Source organism: Candidatus Accumulibacter cognatus (assembly GCF_000584975.1).
In the GTDB taxonomy this organism is placed as follows: Bacteria; Pseudomonadota; Gammaproteobacteria; order Burkholderiales; family Rhodocyclaceae; genus Accumulibacter; species Accumulibacter cognatus.
In genome coordinates this window covers 1-19,985 of the sequence record NZ_JDST02000057.1, presented here as the reverse complement: position 1 = coordinate 19,985, position 19,985 = coordinate 1, and the positions used below count along the sequence as shown (strand labels likewise).

General features: G+C 62.1%; 19 protein-coding genes. 15 read left to right on the top strand and 4 right to left on the bottom strand.

The features are described 5' to 3' along the window. Nucleotides 1-10: 10 nt before the first annotated feature. Entirely contained in the window at nucleotides 11-2,584 is a 2,574-nt protein-coding gene (locus tag AW06_RS20455; protein ID WP_273704615.1) for a PHB depolymerase family esterase, read from the bottom strand. A 273-nt stretch (nucleotides 2,585-2,857) separates the two neighbouring features. Here AW06_RS20455 and AW06_RS11315 point away from each other — a divergent pair, with 273 nt between their 5' ends. Continuing rightward, nucleotides 2,858-3,565 (top strand): glutathione S-transferase N-terminal domain-containing protein, encoded by a 708-nt coding sequence (locus tag AW06_RS11315; RefSeq protein ID WP_034949936.1) that lies wholly within the window; start codon nucleotides 2,858-2,860, stop codon nucleotides 3,563-3,565. A 36-nt stretch (nucleotides 3,566-3,601) separates the two neighbouring features. On the opposite strand, the gene AW06_RS11310 is transcribed toward AW06_RS11315, so the two are convergent. After that, nucleotides 3,602-3,847 (bottom strand): hypothetical protein, encoded by a 246-nt coding sequence (locus AW06_RS11310; protein WP_034949933.1) that lies wholly within the window; start codon nucleotides 3,845-3,847, stop codon nucleotides 3,602-3,604. Between the two features lie 268 nt (nucleotides 3,848-4,115). Next, the gene (locus AW06_RS11305; protein ID WP_034949928.1) at nucleotides 4,116-5,414 is read right to left on the bottom strand and encodes a S8 family serine peptidase; all 1,299 of its coding nucleotides are present in this window, start codon (nucleotides 5,412-5,414) and stop codon (nucleotides 4,116-4,118) included. A gap of 329 nt (nucleotides 5,415-5,743) precedes the next feature. Between AW06_RS11305 and ppa the strand changes: the two genes are divergently transcribed. The 3 genes from ppa to AW06_RS11290 all read left to right on the top strand — a co-directional run bounded on the left by ppa (nucleotide 5,744) and on the right by AW06_RS11290 (nucleotide 8,394). Continuing rightward, nucleotides 5,744-6,292, top strand: coding sequence for an inorganic diphosphatase (gene ppa / locus AW06_RS11300; RefSeq protein ID WP_034949924.1), 549 nt, complete (start codon nucleotides 5,744-5,746; stop codon nucleotides 6,290-6,292). A gap of 69 nt (nucleotides 6,293-6,361) precedes the next feature. Continuing rightward, the gene (locus tag AW06_RS11295) at nucleotides 6,362-7,972 is read left to right on the top strand and encodes an NAD+ synthase (protein ID WP_034949921.1); all 1,611 of its coding nucleotides are present in this window, start codon (nucleotides 6,362-6,364) and stop codon (nucleotides 7,970-7,972) included. Nucleotides 7,973-8,055: 83 nt separating this feature from the next. Next, nucleotides 8,056-8,394 carry a P-II family nitrogen regulator gene (locus AW06_RS11290; protein WP_034949919.1) on the top strand — a complete coding sequence of 113 codons (339 nt, stop codon included), beginning with the start codon at nucleotides 8,056-8,058 and terminating at the stop codon, nucleotides 8,392-8,394. Between the two features lie 71 nt (nucleotides 8,395-8,465). Here AW06_RS11290 and AW06_RS11285 read toward each other — a convergent pair whose 3' ends face one another. Then, nucleotides 8,466-9,650 (bottom strand): acyl-CoA dehydrogenase, encoded by a 1,185-nt coding sequence (locus tag AW06_RS11285; protein ID WP_034949917.1) that lies wholly within the window; start codon nucleotides 9,648-9,650, stop codon nucleotides 8,466-8,468. A gap of 336 nt (nucleotides 9,651-9,986) precedes the next feature. Between AW06_RS11285 and AW06_RS20450 the strand changes: the two genes are divergently transcribed. The 11 genes from AW06_RS20450 to AW06_RS20445 all read left to right on the top strand — a co-directional run bounded on the left by AW06_RS20450 (nucleotide 9,987) and on the right by AW06_RS20445 (nucleotide 19,944). Continuing rightward, nucleotides 9,987-10,739: a hypothetical protein gene (locus AW06_RS20450; RefSeq protein WP_273704614.1), complete on the top strand. Its 753-nt coding sequence runs from the start codon at nucleotides 9,987-9,989 to the stop codon at nucleotides 10,737-10,739. Nucleotides 10,740-10,763: 24 nt separating this feature from the next. Continuing rightward, complete coding sequence (locus AW06_RS11275) at nucleotides 10,764-12,470, top strand: phosphate ABC transporter substrate-binding/OmpA family protein (RefSeq protein ID WP_034949915.1); 1,707 nt, start codon at nucleotides 10,764-10,766, stop codon at nucleotides 12,468-12,470. A 19-nt stretch (nucleotides 12,471-12,489) separates the two neighbouring features. Continuing rightward, nucleotides 12,490-13,287 carry an ABC transporter permease subunit gene (locus AW06_RS11270; RefSeq protein WP_034949910.1) on the top strand — a complete coding sequence of 266 codons (798 nt, stop codon included), beginning with the start codon at nucleotides 12,490-12,492 and terminating at the stop codon, nucleotides 13,285-13,287. Next, the gene (locus AW06_RS11265) at nucleotides 13,284-14,132 is read left to right on the top strand and encodes an ATP-binding cassette domain-containing protein (protein ID WP_273704613.1); all 849 of its coding nucleotides are present in this window, start codon (nucleotides 13,284-13,286) and stop codon (nucleotides 14,130-14,132) included. The genes AW06_RS11270 and AW06_RS11265 overlap by 4 nt, the downstream gene beginning before the upstream one ends. Before the next feature lie 2 nt (nucleotides 14,133-14,134). After that, on the top strand, nucleotides 14,135-15,022 hold the full coding sequence (locus tag AW06_RS11260) for a hypothetical protein (RefSeq protein WP_034920828.1): 888 nt from the start codon (nucleotides 14,135-14,137) through the stop codon (nucleotides 15,020-15,022). 40 nt (nucleotides 15,023-15,062) lie between these two features. After that, nucleotides 15,063-15,773: a PspA/IM30 family protein gene (locus AW06_RS11255; protein ID WP_034920827.1), complete on the top strand. Its 711-nt coding sequence runs from the start codon at nucleotides 15,063-15,065 to the stop codon at nucleotides 15,771-15,773. 73 nt (nucleotides 15,774-15,846) lie between these two features. Then, nucleotides 15,847-17,739, top strand: a complete 1,893-nt coding sequence (locus AW06_RS11250) for an ATP-binding protein (protein ID WP_034949903.1) — start codon at nucleotides 15,847-15,849, stop codon at nucleotides 17,737-17,739. Nucleotides 17,740-17,749: 10 nt separating this feature from the next. Beyond that, the gene (locus AW06_RS11245; protein WP_138677723.1) at nucleotides 17,750-18,202 is read left to right on the top strand and encodes a TerB family tellurite resistance protein; all 453 of its coding nucleotides are present in this window, start codon (nucleotides 17,750-17,752) and stop codon (nucleotides 18,200-18,202) included. Between the two features lie 239 nt (nucleotides 18,203-18,441). After that, the gene (locus AW06_RS11240; protein ID WP_034920823.1) at nucleotides 18,442-18,888 is read left to right on the top strand and encodes an NfeD family protein; all 447 of its coding nucleotides are present in this window, start codon (nucleotides 18,442-18,444) and stop codon (nucleotides 18,886-18,888) included. Then, complete coding sequence (locus AW06_RS11235) at nucleotides 18,885-19,751, top strand: SPFH domain-containing protein (protein ID WP_034920821.1); 867 nt, start codon at nucleotides 18,885-18,887, stop codon at nucleotides 19,749-19,751. The genes AW06_RS11240 and AW06_RS11235 overlap by 4 nt, the downstream gene beginning before the upstream one ends. Nucleotides 19,752-19,800: 49 nt before the next feature. Beyond that, on the top strand, nucleotides 19,801-19,944 hold the full coding sequence (locus AW06_RS20445) for a hypothetical protein (protein ID WP_273702790.1): 144 nt from the start codon (nucleotides 19,801-19,803) through the stop codon (nucleotides 19,942-19,944). The last annotated feature ends 41 nt before the right edge of the window (nucleotides 19,945-19,985 follow it).

Below are 19,985 nucleotides of genomic sequence, written 5' to 3'. Positions count from 1 at the left end.
ATGCAAGCGCTCAACAGCAGGCCAGATCGACGGCGTTGTGAATCATGAGCTGGTCCACCCACGCCTTGGCGTAAACCGTGCTATAGCTATTCGCACAGGCAGCCACTTCAAGGGTCAGCGTCACCGTACGGTTGGCAAAACGCTCCAGATCGATCGCCGCCTGGCGCAGCCACTCGGTTTCCTGGTGGACCATGCCGATGGCGGTGACCTCGTCAACCACCTGGCCATCAATCAGCACCCGGAAACTCGCGCTGGTGTAATCGTTGACCCCGGCGTTGAGATCCAGACGCCGCACGTAGCTTAGCTCAGGCTGAGAACCCAGTTTGATCCGCCGAGAAATCGACTGCGCCCGCGCGCCAAGGGCACCGTGGTCTCCTGACGAGGCATGGCCGTAGAGCATCGACCCCCCCCTAAAGGCGCGCGGATCATCAAGCAGCAGTTCCCATCCCGCCCCTTCCCAGCCAGATGCTTTCAGCATCGCTTCGGGAGCTGCTGACGCCGACCGCTGCGAGATGCCCTTCAATACACCGGCAGCCTCCAGCGCCGTCGAGATGATTCCCGGAACGTCGATGCCAAGCGGCGCCTTGCTGTCCGACCGGCGATTGCTGGTACCCGGCTTGAGCAGACCCGCCGCTTCCAGCGAGGCCGAAATGATGCCATGCACGTCGAGACCGAATGGCCGGCTGGTTCCGGAACGCTGCTCCTGCGTACCGGAGGCGTAGTCCTCCGGCCCGGTTTTCTGCGTGGCGTCCTCTTTGCAGGTACGCTGACCAAAATCGTCGATCGTGTGGGTACTCCCGGCAGTCGACGCACGGGCAGATCGCCCTGCTTCCTGCCCCGCCGTGGCCGGGTCACGCGCACTTGCCGGACGCTCGGCAAGGAGTCCCCAGAAGTCGGCAATCCGATGCGTCGAAGAAATTCCGACGGCGTTGAAGAACGGGGCTGCCGTGCCGCACTGATGAGGCTCGGCACCCGGATCCAGGGCAGCACCATGTGTCATGCCGGTGACCGTATAGGACTCGATCAGTTCTTCGCCACCGGGTCCCTGCCAGACCCGGCGCGGGTAGCCATCGACCATCATCTGCATCGTCGGCTGCAGGTCGAGGCCGTGGATGTCCGCCCATTGCTTGATGGTTTCTTCGGCGTTGACCGGCTTGACGGCAGTGTCGGCGTCACCATGCCAGACCGATACCTTCGGCCATGGTCCCGGGTGCGGCGATGCCGCCCGCACCAGTTCACCCCACTCCCTGGGTGAACGCGAACGTCCCTGGAAGATGCTTTCGAGGCCCTCCCGCAAGCCCTTGGCGGTACGGTAGGGCACGCCGGCAATCACCGCGCCGCCCGCGAACACCTCCGGATAGGTCGCCAGCATCACGTTGGTCATCGCCCCGCCAGACGAGGTACCGGTGACATAGACCCGGTCGCGATCGAGGCCATAATCGCTGAGCATCCGATCGACCATCTGTTTGATCGACAAGGGTTCACCTTTTTCGCGATCATGGTCTTCCGGCTTGAACCAGTTGAAACAACGGAGTGGATTGTTGTTCCAGTTCTGCTGCGGGAACAAGACCGCAAAGCCGTAACGGTCGGCCAGGGTGGACCAGCCGCTTCCCTTGTTGTACGAAGCCGCGCTCTGCGTACAGCCATGCAGTACGACCACCAGCGGCGCGTTCGCCGGCAAGCGTTCGGGAACATGGCAGTACATCCGCAATTCGCCGGGATTCGACCCGAATGCGGTGACTTCGAGCAAACGATTCTCTTGCGCGTCCACCTGCTCCGACCAGGCCTGCACCGCGGTCAGCGCCGACAGGAGTTTCTCCCAGCGACTTCCATGCGGCGTCTTCGCCGCGAGTTCTGCCATCTTCTTGATGGCGGCCACTTTATGGCCCAGTTTGTTCAACATTGGTGTACTCCTGTCTTCGGACAAGGTGGTCAACAGACCGATCTCGCTCAATTTCCGGACCGGCAAGAAAACGGTGTGAAGGAGGCCCGGATCGACCACTCCACCACGTTGGGGATCAAGCCAGGCCGGCGGAGCAGCGTCCGGGGCCAGGCCATAGGTATGACTGATCACGGCGCGCCGGCCTTGCCAGCAAGCACTGAATTGCAGCGATGCGACCGGGCAGCCGCGGTTGATCCGGATGCCAAACAGCTCGCTGGCAACGATCGCTCGCGTCTCCTCGGCGCAAGATAGTTCCAGCAGACCAGCCAGCGCCTCACCAAAAGAAAGTCCATCCAGACGGATCAAGAATTCGGAACGCTGCCCGGCTTCTGCAGTGACCATTGCCGGACCGAAGAGCACTCGCGGCGCGTTGCCGCACGCTGCGGACGCGTTCGGCCGCAGATCGGCATAACAACGAATGGCCTCAAGAGTCTGCGACTGTTGTGGTGCCGCCATGGCCCCGATCAGCAATTGCGCCGCATATTGTGGGCTCGCCGGTGGCGAGCCGCGCCCTCGCGGGCCAGGAGCGACCAGCCCCCCGGTGACCATCAACGTGACGCGGAAGCGCAGATCGCGCCGCGACTCGCCGAGAATGTCGGCGAGTCGTTCGCTGAATTCATAACGTGCCAGTCCATTTACCATGTAGCAACGATAGCACGCTTGGTACAATAATGCACCAAATTATTTAGTAAGTGACAAGAATTAATTTTTTATAAATTCTGTTGCTTTTAGATTGCCTGCCGTAGCGGGTGGGGTGCGCAGCCGCAAGCAGGACAAGCTCGCTGATTCCGGTTCGCAGCCAAAATCTTCACGGCCACCCTCAAAGGCGCGAAGATTGTAAGATTCGCGAATGCTCGCCTGCTCACCACCCGAACCGGGTTTCGGTCTCGCCCAGAAATCTACGGAGCACAAAGAATGATCGATCTGTACACTGCTGCCACTCCCAACGGGCACAAGATCTCGATTGCCCTTGAGGAACTCGCCCTGCCCTACACGATGCACACGCTGAACCTGTCAAATAAAGAACAAAAACAACCATGGTTTCTGGCCATCAATCCGAACGGTCGCATTCCCGCAATCGTTGACCGTGCTGCAGACGATTTCGTGGTCTTCGAATCCGGCGCCATCCTGCTCTACCTGGCGGAAAAAACCGGCCGTCTAATACCCGACGACAGCAAAGGCAGATCACAGGTCGTGCAGTGGCTGATGTTCCAGATGGGCGGGATCGGACCGATGATGGGCCAGGCCAACGTCTTCTTCCGTTACTTTCCGGAAAAGATCGCCGCTGCTATCGATCGCTATCAGGGTGAATGCAGGCGACTTTTCCGGGTGCTCGACAGTCATCTCGAGGAGCACGAGTTCCTCGCCGGCGACTACTCGATCGCCGACATCGCCAACTGGGCCTGGGTACGTACGCATCGCTGGTCAGGCGTGGACATCGATGACCTGCCGCAGCTACGACGCTGGCTCGAACAGATCCGCGCCCGCCCGGCGGTGCAGAAAGGCATCAATATGCCGCCGTCGGCGATTGATCGCGACGCCAACGACGAGCAGGCGCGGCAATTCGCCGCTGAAGCGCGCCGGATGGTTGAAATGGGTCAGTCGCGCCGGAGCGGTGTCTGAAACAATGGGCTGCGACCACCACCATGATCCAGGGCATCATTGCTGCCGATGGCTGCCGATGGCCCTCATCTCCTGGTCGAGCTCGACCGCTGCCACACCGCGAACGGTTTTCAGCGTACCGATGGCAGCGCGCGCAACGCTGCCGGAAATGATGCCCACCGTTGGCAAGACGCCTGAAACCTTCATCCCGGCGAGCATCAGGGCATCCGCCACCGTCTGAATCGATTCCAGATGCTGGTCATCAATCGTGATGATCACGGCGTCAAGCAGATCCTCGTTCATGTCGCCTCCCTTCCTTCCAACCATCGGTAATGCACCGACTTGCGGCCAATGCGCACAGACTGACACAAGGAGGCAATCGTCGGCAAGTCAACCGCATCGGCCGCCGACGATCGCGCTTGTTTCCTCATGGCCGTCTGACAAACAATGCGCAGGGGTGAAAGAGGATCCTTGCGTCGCGTGCAGAGAGATCCCCTCTGCTGGTCAGGCCATGACAACTCTCCCGGGAGCCGCTTACATGCGATGCGAAGCGAACTTGCTGCTTGGCACATCAGGGAACCGGGGACTGCACCAGGCCGCTGCCAACGTCACTCGTCGGCAGCGGCAGACGAACCGCTCGTGAGGTGAGCACCTGCCATAGCGCAGCGCCACGGTTGGCCGCCGACATCTGTGCCCACAGGGCCGCAACTCCGGCTACGTGCGGCGTCGCCATGCTGGTACCATTCCAGCTTGCATATCGTGTCGGCAGCTTGGTTGATGAATAGACCGCAACCCCCGGAGCGACCAGATCTACATTGGCGCCCGAAGCCGGTCCCGATCCGCACGAGAACGATGCCAGCCGGAGCCCATTATCCACGGCGCCGACGGCCATGATTGAAGGGCTGTTGGCGGGCTGCCCAACGGTGCCTGTAGACCGGTGGTTGCCAGCCGCAGCGACGATCAGGCATTTCTTCTGGAGCGCGCGACGACCCACGGTTTCGTAAGCGGTAGAGGGGGTCGTGGTGGTATTCCCGAGCGACATCGAGATGACCTGACAGCCGCTATTGATCGCCCACTCCATGCCCGCGATGATGCCCGCACTCGACCCGCTCCCTGCATTGCTCAAGACCTTGCCAGCGTAAATGGCTGCTTTCCAGGCAATTCCGTAGCGCCGGCCGCTGGCATCCTTGTATCCACAGGCGGTCCCAATGCAGTGGGTTCCGTGTCCGTGCCCGTCCTGGACGGCTTCCCCCGAAACGAAGGACTTCGTGATGATCCGCCGCCCTCGGAAATCAGGATGCTGCAGGTCCATGCCGGTATCGAGCACCGCCACTTTCATGGCGCTGCCCGTACGCGACGAGTGGATCGCGCGTGTCGCTTTCAGACCCCAGGTCGATAATGCATCGTCAGCAAACGTTGCCATGGCGCCCAATCGCTCCTCGGCGGCCACCGCCATGGCTTTTTGGTAGAGGTTGTCGACGGCATCCCGATAACCCTCCAGGTAAGCACCAGACAACGAACCGCTCTCGCCGATGGCGTAGAACATGCGCTCTGGTTCGATATCGAGAATCGCACCGTCGCCGTCTTCTGCCTGTGCCGCCATCAGGCTGTTCAGGGCATCGGGATCAAGGGTGACCAGCGCAATTCCCAATGTGGGAAAGACTGCTCCGCCTGCTTTCGCCACCTGCTCCATATCGATCGCCGAATCGGCGAAATCGGCTGCACTCGGCAGGCCAGCGACTGCAGCCCGCTTCTCGATCGCCCCCAGACCTTTGGAAACATCGTCTTCACGAAAAGTGATCAGATAACGCCCGGTCGTCTGCTCAGACTCGTTCGCACTGGCAGCCGAAAATGTCGCTTGCTGTGACATGACTTTCTCCTTTCGATGGATGGATAAGGAAGCTCTCGACCGCTCCCGATCGGCGGCTCATCGCGGACTTGACCAGCCTCCGGATCGGCTCGATAAAGAACACTCAAAATAATGCTTTAAAAGAGATTAGTTCACAGATTGACAAACTTCAAGGAAGCATCGGCCCCTGCCACTCTGTCTGAAGGGTGATCATCGGAAATGGGGATCTGCTTGCTGGCCAGCAACGTACGAGGTCGCCAGACATGCCGTGGTGATCACGTCAGCGGTGACTGGCATGCCGATAGACAGTTATAATCACAGCTCCCGCAACCAGTAGAGAGATCACGCAAATGGGCCTAGATCGCGTACCGCCCGGCAAGGCACTCCCCAACGATTTCAATGTCGTCATCGAGATTCCGATGCATTCCGATCCAGTGAAATACGAGGTGGACAAGGAGAGCGGCGCGGTCTTCGTCGATCGTTTCATGTCCACCGCCATGCACTACCCGTGCAACTATGGCTACATCCCGCACACCATTGCCGGCGACGGTGATCCGGTCGATGTGCTGGTGGTGAGCCAGTTTGCGCTGCCCCCCGGTGTGGTCGTGCGCTGCCGCCCGATCGGCATGCTGGCAATGGAAGACGAGGCCGGACCGGATGCCAAGCTGCTGGCTGTCCCGGTTGATAGTCTGACGTCGATGTATCGTGACATCGAATCCCCACGCGACTTTCCGCAGGTCATTCTTGACCAGATCGCGCACTTTTTTGCCCATTACAAGGATCTTGAACCTGGCAAATTTGTCAAGGTCGCAGGTTGGCTGGGCAGTGACGAAGCCAAGAAGGAAATCATCGAGGGGGTCAGGGCCTACGCGAACGCCAAAGAGAAGCCGGCATTCTGAACCTCTCTGAACGATTCCACTGCGCACGCTGAAGGAGCGCGCGCGCCCTTTTCGCGGGTACTGGCTCTCATGTCCCTGAAAATTGCGATTGCCCAGATCAATGTCACCGTGGGTGACTTTGCCGGAAACCGTGCACGCATCCTGGATTTTGCCGAACGCGCCCGGCGACAGGGAGCTGACCTGCTGCTGACACCGGAATTGGCGCTCTGCGGTTACCCGCCCGAGGATCTGCTGCTGCGCGACGACTTCTGCGCAACCTGCGATCGCGAGCTGGCTACCCTGGCTGCCAGCCTGCCTGGCATCGCGGTGCTCGTGGGACACCCGGAGAAACGCGGACTACGCTGCTACAATGCGGCGACGCTGATCAACGACGGCAGGCGGGTCGCCACCTATTACAAGCAGCGACTACCGAGCTACGAGGTGTTCGACGAGGAGCGCTATTTCGAATCCGGCGACGACCCCTGTGTTCTAACGATCAAGGGCGTTCGCTGCGGGGTGAATATCTGCGCCGATGTCTGGGAAGCCGGTGCGGCCGATCTGGCCCGCCAGGCTGGCGCCGAGGTCCTGCTGGTCCTCAACGCCTCGCCTTACCACATCGGCAAACGAGAGCGGCGCACCGAAGTCCTGCGTCAGCGCACCGCCAGCACCGGCCTGCCGGTGGTGTACGCGAATCTGGCCGGCGGACAGGACGAACTGGTCTTTGACGGAGGCTCATTCGTACTGGACTCACAAGGTGCGCTCTGCTGCCAGTGGGCACAGTTCGAGGAGACGCTGGGCATCGTTGACTTCGTCGATGGCCAGCCGCAACCGGGCACCATCGTTCCGGCGCCGTGCCTCGAAGCCGAGGTCTATCAGGCCCTGCTCCTCGGAGTCCGCGATTACCTCGGCAAGAACTGCTTTCCCGGCGCCATCATCGGCCTGTCGGGTGGCATCGACTCGGCGCTGACCCTGTGCATCGCGGTCGACGCACTGGGTGCCGACAAGGTCCGTGCGGTGATGATGCCTTCTCCATACACGGCCGAGATCAGCCTCTCGGACTCGCGCGAGATGGTCCGTCTGCTTGGTGTACGCTACGACGAAATCGCCATCGAACCTGCGATGCAGACGCTCGGCAGCATGCTCGACAAGCAGTTTGCCGGTCTGCCGACTGATACCACCGAAGAAAACCTGCAGGCCAGGATTCGCGGCATGATCCTGATGGCGATCTCGAACAAGACCGGTTCGCTGGTACTGACCACCGGCAACAAGTCGGAAATGGCGGTCGGTTACTGCACACTCTATGGCGACATGGCCGGGGGCTTCGCGGTGATCAAGGACATCGCTAAGACACTGGTTTACCGTCTCGCGCGCTGGCGCAATACCGTCGCCTACGCCATTCCCGAACGGATCATCAACCGCCCGCCATCGGCCGAGTTGAAACCCGACCAGACCGACCAGGATAGTCTGCCACCTTACGAAGTGCTCGACGCCATCGTCGAGGCATACATGGAGAAGGATCTCAGCCCTCGTGAAATCATTGCCCGCGGTCATGCCGAAGCCGATGTGCGCCGCGTCGTGCATCTGCTCAAGATCAGCGAATACAAGCGACGGCAGTCGCCGGTCGGCATCCGCGTCACGCAGCGCGGTTTCGGGAAGGATTGGCGCTATCCGATCACCAACCGCTACCGCGACCTCTACTGATGGCGATCGCAAGTCTTACTGATCACTTGCGGACGCCTGATTTCTGATACGATTTCCTTACGATCTTCCCTGGAGCAGAGGCCATGAAAAAAATTGAAGCGATCATCAAACCATTCAAGCTCGACGAAGTCCGCGAGGCTCTATCGGAAATTGGCGTCACCGGCCTCACCGTCACCGAAGTCAAGGGCTTTGGCCGCCAGAAGGGCCACACCGAACTCTATCGCGGAGCGGAATACGTGGTCGATTTCCTGCCCAAGGTAAAGATCGAGATTGTCGTTTCCGACAGCGCGGCCGACAACGCCATCGACGCCATCGTCAAGGCCGCGCGTACCGGCAAGATTGGTGACGGCAAGATCTTCGTCAGTACCGTCGAACAGGTCGTGCGCATCCGCACCGGCGAACTCGACGATTCGGCGATATAAGGCGCTATTCCAGAAACCACAATAGTTTTCCGCAACTGTTCAGGACGCTAGCGACAACATCGCCAGCGGCCTCAGAAAGCGGCGATGCCGGTTTGCGCCCGGCCAAGGATCAAGGCGTGTACATCATGGGTGCCTTCGTAGGTATTGACCACTTCGAGGTTCACCAGGTGCCGGATGACGCAGTACTCGTCCGAGATGCCGTTGCCGCCGAGCATGTCGCGCGCCATGCGAGCGATGTCGAGTGCCTTGCCGCAGGAGTTGCGCTTCATGATCGAGGTGATCTCGGGCGTCGCCGTGCCTTCTTCCTTCATCCGCCCGAGGCGCAGGCAACCCTGCAGAGCCAGCGTGATTTCGCTCTGCATGTCGACAAGCTTCTTCTGGACCAACTGGTTGGCGGCCAGTGGGCGGCCGAACTGCCTGCGATCGAGCGTGTACTGGCGCGCCGTGTGCCAGCAAAACTCGGCGGCGCCGAGCGCACCCCAGGCGATGCCGTAGCGTGCCGAATCGAGGCAGGCGAATGGTCCCCTGAGCCCCCGCACTTCCGGAAAGGCGTTCTCTGCCGGTACGAAGACCTCGTCCATCACGACCTCGCCGGTAATCGACGTGCGCAGACCGACCTTGCCATGGATGGGCGGCGTCGACAGGCCCGGCATGCCTTTCTCGAGGACGAAGCCGCGAATTGCGCCGGCGTCGTCCTTGGCCCAGATGATGAACACATCAGCAATCGGCGAGTTGGTGATCCAGGTCTTGTTGCCCGAGATTCGGTAGCCGCCGTCCACCGCACGCGCCCGGGTCTCCATGCTGCCCGGGTCGGAACCGTGGTTGGGCTCGGTCAGTCCGAAGCAGCCGATTGATTCACCGCGCGCCAGCCGGGGAAGGTACCTCTGCTTCTGCTGCTCGCTCCCGAACTCGTGGATCGGCAGCATCACCAGCGAAGACTGCACGCTCATCATCGAGCGAAAACCCGAATCGACACGCTCGACCTCGCGCGCGACGAGGCCGTAGCTCACATAGTTAAGCCCGGCACCCCCGTACTCGGGCGGAATCGTCATGCCGAGCAGTCCCATCTCGCCCATTTCCAGATAGATCGACGGATCGGTTCGTTCGAGGCGAAAGGATTCGAGAACGCGCGGCAGCAATTTACCCTGGCAGTAGTCGCGCGCCGCATCGCGCAACAGTCGTTCGTCTTCGCTCAGTTGTGCTTCGAGCAACAAGGGGTCTTGCCAGCAGAATTTCGCTTTCGATGGCTTGGCCATGTGCTTCCTTTCTGTTCTTACCGTGAACCCACCTTGGGCAAATCCCTGGCGACCATGGCACAGTCATCCGCACAGAGCGGACACAGTCAATGGTAGTGAACACAGGCCTAGATCATGCCTGCATTCTATCGGAGATGACAGGGTAGCGCCCGGATCATGGCCAGATCCTGCCCACCCTTAATGATGATCGCATGGACCGTTTCCCTTCCCTGCCGGGCGATGCCAGTGCGCACGCCGGGTAGTTCTTGCGCCAGGGCTGCTTGCATTGCCGGTTTTCGTTCGTATAATCCCTGAATCTACCAGGTCATACGACATGGCAAGCATTCAGGGGGTGGCATGAAGGGTTTCTTGAATCTGCTGGCGAAAGCAAAGCTTATCGAGCTGTCGGAAGATGAGCGTCTGGCGGCGTCAGCGGAGCCACCGCAGGAGGCTCTGGCGGCCAGGCCCGAGACGCGTGCCGAGGCGCCTGTATTGCCCCGGCTGTGCGAGCAAGCCTCCGAGGAACCGAAGACCATGCCAGCCGCCAGTGCGCTGCCCTCGCTCGCGGAGGCCTGCCCGGACCTGGATGGCGATGCCCTGGAAGGCCATGCCTTCGAAGACATTTTCGCGGCTGCCCAAGTGCCTGCCTCGCCATATCCGGCCGAAAAGCTGCTGCGCCTTCTCGACGGCCTGCGCGCCATGGATGCGGGAACCCGCAAGATGGCGGTGCTGGCGATGGATGCGGCCGATGACAACTGGCAGATCAGCGATTGCCTGAGCGACGCCGATCTCAAGATCGCCGCGCTGGAAGATCACAAGCGGCAATTGGCCGCGCAGTTGCAGGAGCGCGAGCGGCAGTCCACCGAACTCGTCGATCAGATCAGGCGGGTCCTCGACGAGGGAACGGCAGCGATCCGTAAACAGATCACCGAACTCGAACAGTTGCTGGAACGTGAAGTGACCCGTGCGGCGCAGGAAACAACCAGCGTCGAAGCGGGCCTGCGCGTAGCGCGGGAGTCCGCTGCGCGCGAGACGCGCCGCGTCGATGCCGAAATTGATCGCCTGCGTGAAATCCCGACGATTTTCAGGGCGCCCGGCGCCGCCCACTGACATTCCCAGCAAGGAGAACAACACATGGCTCAACTGACACCGCTGGCCAAGGGACTGATCACCGTCGTCGTTCTTGGCGTTGCCGGTTCTCTGGCCTGGAACTTCGGGCTCAAGGAGCGTTTCACCAGTGGCGAGGCGGCGCCTGCGAAGCCGACGGCGGCAGCGCCCGCGCCCACGCCAACGCCTGGAGCGACCACCAGCAAGTCGACGCCGCCGGCCAGGGTAACGACGGCCGAAGACCGGAACGCGCCACTCGGCAGCGCCGCCAACCCCCTCAAGGTCAGCCTGGTCAGTTTTCACGGCTATGCCCCGGCGCTGGTCGCCAATGGCAACGACCTGAATACCCAGCCGGGTTCGCTTTACGGCAGGGAAGGAATCCATGTCCGCTTCGTGATCCAGGACGACATTCCGACGCTGGCCACCATCTTTGAATCCGGCGCCGCGCAGTGCGCCTGGCGAACCTCGGATTTCTGGGCGCAGGAACAACCTAACCTGCGCAACGCCGGCCTCGATGGCAAGGCGGTGATGATCGTTGACAACACCCAGGGCGGAGATGCGGTCATCGCTCGCGATGCGGCGGTCAAGGCGGTCGAAGACCTGGCCGGTCGGTCGGTCGCGCTGCTGCAGTTCACACCCTCGCACGGCATGCTGATCGACGCCATCGACAATTCATCGCTGACCGCGCGCAAAAAGGACAGCATCAAAATGGTGTTCATCAACGCCGAGGAAGGCACTGCCGGCGTGCGCGCGGCGCTCGAGTCCGGTGCTGTCGACGCGGCTGTGCTATGGGACCCTGATCTGGCTCTTGCCCTGCGCAACGTCAAGGGAGCGCATGTCGTCTATTCGACCCGAACGGCGACCAACCTGATCTTTGACGTGATGGTCTGCGACGCGCGTCTGCTGGCCAGGCCGGAAGGACAGGCGGTGGTGCAGAAATTCGTTGCCGGCTGGATGGCGGGCGTGCAGACGGCACGAGCCAACCCTGACAACGCTGTCGAAGCGCTGGTCAGGACACAGGAGTTCTTCAAGTTGCTGGCCGACAAGGAAGGCCGGCCGTTCGTCAAGGCCCTGTTTTCCAACCTGGTCTGGACCGACGTCGAGGACAACGCGCGCATTCTCGGACTAGCCGGCGGGACCAATCATTACGAGCGGGTCTACAAGCGCTTCGACGAGATCTATCGCAAGGCGGGGGCGCTGGCCAATCCCAAATCACCGGTGATCGCGCCGCAGGACAGCTTCGACTATCGCTACATCAAGGCCCTGCTCGGGCAGAACAAGGCGGCGGCAGAGGCCGCAGCCAGGCCACAGACGACATTCACCCAGGCAGCACAGAAGGAAGCGACACAGCAGGAGGCGATGGTAACCAAGCCGGTGACCGTGGGTTTCGCCTCGGGGAGCGCAGAATTGACCAAGCGCGCGCAAAAAACGGTCGACACCGAGATGGTGCCGTTCATCGAGAACAACGGCAAGGCATACTTCGAGGTCAGCGGCAATTCGGATGCGACCGGTGCCCGCGAGCTCAATCTTCGCCTGTCGGCTGCGCGCGCGCGCGCGGTCGTTGACTATCTGGTGACACAATGGGAATTTCCGCGCGAGCGTTTCAAGATCGTTGGCAACGGCCCGGATCGGCCGTTGTGCGTCGAGGCCAACGCCGCCAATGAAGGGCTCTCGATCGAGGAATGCCGGGCGCTGAACCGGACGACGCGGGTCGCCGTTTTCGGCGGCCGCTGACCCGCATGGCCAGGCGCGCATGAGCGAATTCTGGAACCCCTACGCGCCGCTCGATGGCCGACAGCGGCAATGGCTCGGCGTCGGCTCGGTGCTGACGCTGTTGCTGGTATGGGGCCTGCTGGCGGTCTCTGGACTGGTCAGCTCGACCAAACTGCCGGCGCCCTGGGAGGTGGTCACGGCACTGTCTTATCTGAGCTGGCACGAGGGCGACAGCCTGTTGCTCACCGCGACGCTGTGGTCGGTCGGCCGCTTGCTCGTCGCGGGGGCGCTGGTGATCGCCATCGGCATTCCGATCGGCATCGGCATGGGCGCCGCACCGCGCGTGAACGCCGCCCTGTCACCGCTGGTCGATCCCTTCCGTTCGGCGCCGGTGGTGGCTCTGCTGCCGATCCTGGTGATGTGGCTGGGCATCGGCGAGACGATGAAGATTGCCTTCCTGTTCATCGGCGCCGTGGTCTATCTGATTCCAATGGTCCGTGACGCGATCCAGGCGGTACCGCAGAGCTACTGGATCGGCGCCCGCGACCTTGGCGCGACGCCCTGGGAATGCATCCACCGTGCGGTGATTCCGATGGCCATGCCGCGCATCGCCGATGCCGTGATCGTCGCCTTCTCGGTGATGTGGACCTACATCACCGTCGCCGAATACGTCAATGCACGCCAGGGCCTCGGGCAGTTGATCCAGAATGCCCGGCGCTTCAGCGCCTGGGATCAGGTCTTTGCCGGCATCATCGTGATCATCGCGCTGGCGCTGGCCACCTATCAGTTCATGGTCTGGCTGAAGCGCCGTCTGTATCCCTGGGAAACGCAGCAGTGACCGTGGCCAAGCCAGCGGCAGCCAGGCCGCCGTCGGTGGTCGTCCGGGACCTCGTGCAGGAATATCCGGCGCCCGGCGGCGGCGTGACGCGGGTCATCGACCAAATCTCGCTGAGCTTCGATCAACCGGGCATCAGTATGCTGCTCGGACCCTCGGGCTGCGGCAAGAGCACCCTGCTGCACATGCTCGGCGGGGTGCGGCCGATGGGTATCGAAACGCCGACGGCGGGCAAGGTCCTGATCGATGGGGTCGAGTGCAACGGCCCGCACGACGATGCGGTGATGGTCTTTCAGCGCTACGCCAATCGGCCGGATCTGACGGTGTTCGACAACGTCGCCTTCCCGTTCCGGCTCCATCTCTGGAAAGCACGGGTACCGGAAGCCGAGTGGCGTCAGCGCGTGGCCGACATCCTCAAGGCGGTCGGACTCGCGGACAAGCTCAAGCTGCGGCCGGCGCAGCTCTCCGGCGGCCAGAACCAGCGCGTTGCGCTGGCGCGCGCACTCGTCCTGCGGCCGCGCATCCTGCTGATGGACGAGCCTTTCGGGGCGCTCGACGCGCAGACGCGCGAGGAAATGCAGCAATTGTTGATCGAGTTGTATCAGTCCTGGCCGTGCCTGGTAGTCTTCGTGACGCACGATGTCACCGAAGCGCTGGTACTCGGCGACCGCGTCATCGTCCTGTCCGCACAGCCGGCGCGCGTTGCCGATGATTTCGTGATCAGCGAAGCACGGCCGCGCTCGGCCACCTGGCAGCGCTCGCGCGAGGCGCAGGCGCTCGAAGAGCGCATTCTCAGGCAACTGCACCAGGCCAGTCCCGGCCGGGGCCAGGTGCGGGTGACGGTGTAGCCATGGCCGAGGCGAAACCCTCCTACGTCCGGGAGGTTCTGACCAGTCAGACCAATCTCTACGCCTTTCTCGGTTCGCTGGCAGTCGGAGCATTGCTCTCGATCCCCTTCGGTTTCGCGGTCGGTGCGGTGCCGCTGATCGCTTTTGCCGCCGGCGACATCCTCGCCGCGCTGCACATCCCGTCCTTGCCGACCTTTCGGGAAAAGGTCGATCGGCGCTGGCGGGCGAACGTCCGTCAGACCTCGCGCGAGCAGTTGATGACCGAAATTCAGAAGCGCTCGGGCAAGCGTCCGCTTCCCGAACCCACCTTGCGTACCTATCAGCGCATGTATGAACGCGTACAGTCGCTCTATCAGCGAGCCGACAGCGGTCATGGCCGGCTCGCCTGGCGTGATGTCGAACAGCTCGACGAGGTGACGCTCGAATACCTGGCGATGTGGCTGGCGCTCCTGGTCATGAACGACCGCGCCGAGTCGGTCAATCTGCGCGAGGTCGAACAGCAGGTGGCGGCGCTGGACAGGGAACTCGCCACCCCCCGTCCCGGCACCGACCTGCGGCAGTTGCAGAAGGCACGCACCGATTACCTGGCGATCATCGAGCGGCACCACCGCATGCTCAGTCGCCGGCGGGCGATCGAGGCGGCGATGCTGTCGATGCCTGACCAGCTCGACGAGATTTATCAGACGATCATGACGCTGCCGGTCAGCGAAGACGTCGGCACGCGGCTCGAAGAGGCGATCGGCAAGCTGCGCCTGCAGGAAGACATCGAGGCAGATCTCGCGAACGATCTCGCCGAAGCCTTGCCGGGCGTGGCGATGCCGACCTCGACTGCGGCGGCGGCACGGCAGCGGCACCTGGTCGCGGTCGGCGGTCGCAGGCGCGTCGGTTAATGTAAAAGTCGCGTCAGCGACTCACGAAAGGAAGAAAGCGATGGCTGACATCAATTTTGTCGGACGCCTGTCCAACCTCTGGTCGGGCTTTGTTTCGCTGTGGATCACCGATGTGGAAAAGCGTCATCCCGAGATCGCTTACCAGAATGCCATCGACTCGATGATCGAGAAATACGGCAGGCTGAAGAGCGCCACCGCTGCGATCATGCGTCGGCGAGAGGAGATCTCGGCACGACTGGAGAAAGAGCGCAGCGAACTCGCGGCGATCTCGGCCGACCTCAACGCCGCGCTCGCCACTGGCCAGGACGAACTCGGCATCGTGCTGATCCAGAAAAAGAACGCCCTCGAGGCCAGCACCAAGGTGCTCGACCAGGAAATGGAACAGGCCAGCACTGACGCACAAGAGGCAAAGGATTCGCTGATCCAGGTCAAGGCCGAAATTCAGAAGCTCAAGGATGAGAAGGATCGCATGCTGGCGCAGATGCACAGCGCGCAGGCGCGGCTGAAGATTCAGAACCAGCTCGACGGCCTGTCGGTCGATGCCGAAGTGCGGGCGCTCGACAACGTCCGCGAACACATCAGGAATACCGTTGCCGAAGCCAAGATGGGCAGCGAGCTGCGCGATTCCGATCTCGACGTCAAGCTCGCGCGGCTGCGGCAGAGCAGCGGTGCAATCACCGCCCGCCAGCAGCTCGAGGAAATGAAACGCGCGCGCAGCGTTCAGACCGATACCACCGGCAAGTCGATGTGATGCGCGATGTGATGCGCAAGGTGATACACACGGCCATGCGCGACCGCAGGCGCTGCCCTGCCCGCGTCCCGGCATGAGCCCCGGCAGCGACGGCCGGCCAGCCCTGCCCGCCTGGGCCGAGACGCTACGCCAGAAATACCTGGCCGGCGAAGCCTCGGTATTCGTTCTCTACCGCAACGTTTTCGACCGTTATCGGGTCGGCGAACGCTATTACACGCTGTTGCCCTTCCTCAGCGAAGTGCTGCTCAAGGACAACAAGCAGCACATCTACGAACTCAGCGTCGACCTTGGCGTACGCGTCATTCAGGGCGGCAGCGCTGAAGAGAAGGCAGAACTCTACCGCCATCTTGAAGGCAAGGGACTCAACGGCATCTTCGAGTCGCTCGAACGGCAGATGCGCGGGCAAGGCTCCAGCGCGCTCCTGATTCCCTACGCTGGAACCCTTTTCCCTGCCGCCGAACTGCACCAGCTCTCGCTCGAGGAGCGCGGTGCGTTCACGGCCCTGCATCGCTGGTCGCTGGATGAACAGTTTGCCAATCGCGACAACGTCGTCATCCTGGTCAGCGAATCGCTGGCCGACCTGAGCCCGGCGCTGCTGACGCATCCACGCGTGTTGGCGATCGCGCTGCCGATGCCCGATCGGGCCGATCGGCATGCGGCGATCCGGCACTACTCACCAGGCATGCCGGCAGCCGAGGCCGAGCTACTCGCCGACCACACCGCCGGCCTGCGCCTGATTCAACTGGCCAGCATCGTCGCCAGCGAAGCGCCGCAAGGGATGAGCCAGACGCAGCGGCGGACGCTGATTGCCAGCCTGCTGCAGGGTAGCCCGCAAGCCGCCGAGCGTGCCGAAAAACTGGCCGCGATCACCGCCGGCATGACGCCCGCCGAAATCCGCCAGATCGTCGACCCAACGCGCGCGCTGCCCGAAAGCGGCGATCCTGCGGGCGAAATGATGGCCTTGGTACGCCAGCGCAAACGCGAATTGATCGAAAAGGAATGCGCCGGCCTGATCGAATTCATCGATCCACGGCATGGCCTGGAAAGCGTCGGCGGCAATGAACCGATCAAGAGCGAATTGCTTGACATCGCGCGCCTGATCCAGGGCGGCGAGCGCGCACGCGCACCGATGGGCCTGCTCGCAGTGGGGCCGATGGGCTCCGGCAAAACCTTCGTGATCAAGGCCTTTCTCAAGGAGGCGGGACTTTCCGGAATCGCCCTGAAAAACTTCCGATCGAAATGGGTCGGATCGACGGAGGCCAACCTCGACCGCGTTTTGGCAACCGTCAAGGCGATGGGACCGATCGCGCTGCTCATCGACGAAGGCGACCGCAGCTTCGGCCGGCAAGGTGACGATGCCGACGGCGGCACCAGTTCGCGGGTCATTGCCCGACTCAAGGAATTCATGTCCGATCCCGAGAATCGCGGCCAGGTCCTGTTCATCCTGCTGACCAACCGCCCCGACAAGCTGGATACCGACATCAAGCGCCCCGGCCGCCTCGACCGTAAAATCCCCTTTTTCTACGCCGAGACCGCGGCCGAACGTGCCGCCGTCATGGGCGCCGTTTTCGAGCGCTACCGGGTGCCCGTCGATTTCCCGGAAGCGCACCTGCTGGCCGCCTGCGAGGGGCTCGAAGGCTATTCCAATGCCGACCTGGAAGCCCTTGCCCTGCTCGCCGCCGAGTTCGCCGAGCGAGCGCAGCGGATCGATTCGCCCCTTCCTTCGCCCCCCGATGCGCGCGTACGAACCGGCGCCGCGGCTACCCCGGCCGTCAGCCGGGAGGTCCTCGCGCGCGCCATCGAGGACTTCATGCCACCGCAGGAAACGGCCATGGTGGGCTACATGGAAATGCTCGCGGTGGCCGAAACCTCGCGGCGCTCGCTGTTGCCGCAACGCTTCCGGTCGCTGTCCGCGCGCGAGGTGCAGGAACGACTCGCCGAACTGCGGCGTCAGATCCAACCTTGAAGGAGTTCGTATGTTCCCCCTGCTCGAAAACGTATCCCTCGATGCCGGCCAGAGCATCGCCGCGACCCGCCTGCTGTTGCGCATCGCGCATGTCGATGGCGTCAGGACCGCCGAGGAAGTGGCCCTGATTCGCTGGTTCCATGACAGCGGTTGCGACGACCGCGTCGACTGGCCGGCATTCGACAGCCTGCAAGCGACCGGACAGACGGGTGAATTCGCCGGCATCTTCAGCGAGGCGGCGGAGCGCGACCTGGTGATTGCCACCTGTCTGATGGTCGCCTATGCCGACGGCGCGCTGACTACCGATGAACTGGCAGCAGTGCGCGGCGTGGCCGAGGAAATCGGCATGCCGCCAGCGCGCGTGGATGAACTGCTGGCGCTGGTCAAGGACTACATCCTCTCGCAACTGGCCAGCCTGCCCGACGCTGGCTCGGTGGCGGTCGTGGCGCGCGAACTCGGCTGAAGTTTGGCGGAGAGCTTGCGCCTTGCGCCAGTTCACGGGGGAACGCAGGGAACATTCCGAATCGGGTTCCGTCATGCGGTGTTTCCGCAAAAGGCAGTGATATTCATGCTGTGACTTGCCTGCAGCGGCGTTATGGCGTCTAATCGACCTGTATCCCGGCACGGCTGATCGGTGGTTGCAGGTACTGCGGCGATGTGCCGCCGCCATCCGGAGCGTACGGACAGAAGGAGAAATGCGCGATGTTTTCGCCCGAATGGTGGCACTGGATGGTCCTCGGACTGAGCCTGACGATGGCCGAAATGGCCATCCCAGCATTTTTTCTGGTCTGGTTCGGCATCGCGGCAGCAGCCGTCGGCGTCATCCTGCTGGCCGTGCCTGAGCTCTCCTTGGCCAGCCAGTTCCTGCTCTGGGCGGCGCTCTCGGCAATGCTGGTCGGTCTCTGGTTTCGCTATCTCAAGCCGCGCACAAGGACCGCTGTCGGCACCTCGGCTGCCAACGTGGGCGGTGAAGTCGGCATCCTGGTCTCTGGAGTCACCCCGGAAACCCGCGCTCAGGTGCGTTTTCAGAAACCGATTCTCGGCGCCGACGTGTGGGAGTGTTACGCCGATACGGCGATCGGGGCGGGTGAGCGGGTTCGCATCGTCGCGGTTGAAGGCAGTTACATCAAAGTGGAGCAAGCAAGATGACCGGCATGACCATATTTTCGATCGTTTTCCTCATTTTTGTCGCGGTTACCGTCGCCAATGGCGTTCGTATCGTTCCGCAAGGCGAGGAGTGGATCGTGCAGCGCCTCGGCAAGTACCACAGCACGCTGCTGCCAGGACTGCGCTTCATCATTCCCTACATCGATATCGTCTCCTACAAGGTCACCACCAAGGACATCATTCTCGATGTCCAGGAGCAGGAGGTGATCACGCGCGACAATGCGGTGATTGTGGTCAACGCCATCGCCTTCATCAAGGTCACCGACCCGGTGAAAGCCGTCTATGGCGTTCAGGATTACTCTGAAGCGATCCGCAACATGATCATGACCACCCTACGCTCGATCGTCGGGGAAATGGAACTCGACCAGGCACTGTCGTCGCGGGATACCATCAAGGCGCGTCTCAAAGCCGGCGTTGCCGACGAAGCGCTGGACTGGGGACTGACCGTCAAATCGGTCGAAATCCAGGACATCAAACCCTCGCAGTCGATGCAGCGCGCGATGGAAATGCAGGCCTCGGCCGAGCGGGAACGCAAGGCGATGGTCACCCGTGCCGAAGGCGAGAAGCAGTCGATGATCCTCACCGCCGAAGCACGCCTGGAATCCGCCAAACGCGATGCCGCAGCGCAGGTGACCCTTGCCGAAGCATCCTCGCAGGCGATCACGAAGGTGAATCGTGCTTTTGGCGACAACGAACTGCCGATGCTCTACCTGCTCGGCGAGAAATACATCACCAGTCTCAGCAAGATCGCTGAATCCGACAACGCCAAGGTCGTCCTCCTGCCTGCCGACATTCAGAGCACTTTGCGCGGACTTTTTCAGCGAGTAACCAAGAACGGTCAGTGACTTCTGGCCAGTCATCTATCTCTGTTTCCTTCACCGAAAATGGAGGACCATGAACGCAGGCTGGATCATTTTTGGCCTCTGCATCGTTTTCGTTCTCGGTGCCGCGCTGCCGCTCATCCACGATCGTCGTGCCAACAAGGATGCCCCCCTGCCGCGCAAGGAAACGCTGCGCGACTGGCGTAACGAAAAGTAGTGCCACCGTCGGCCAGACCAGGTTTAAGGTGATCTCCGCAA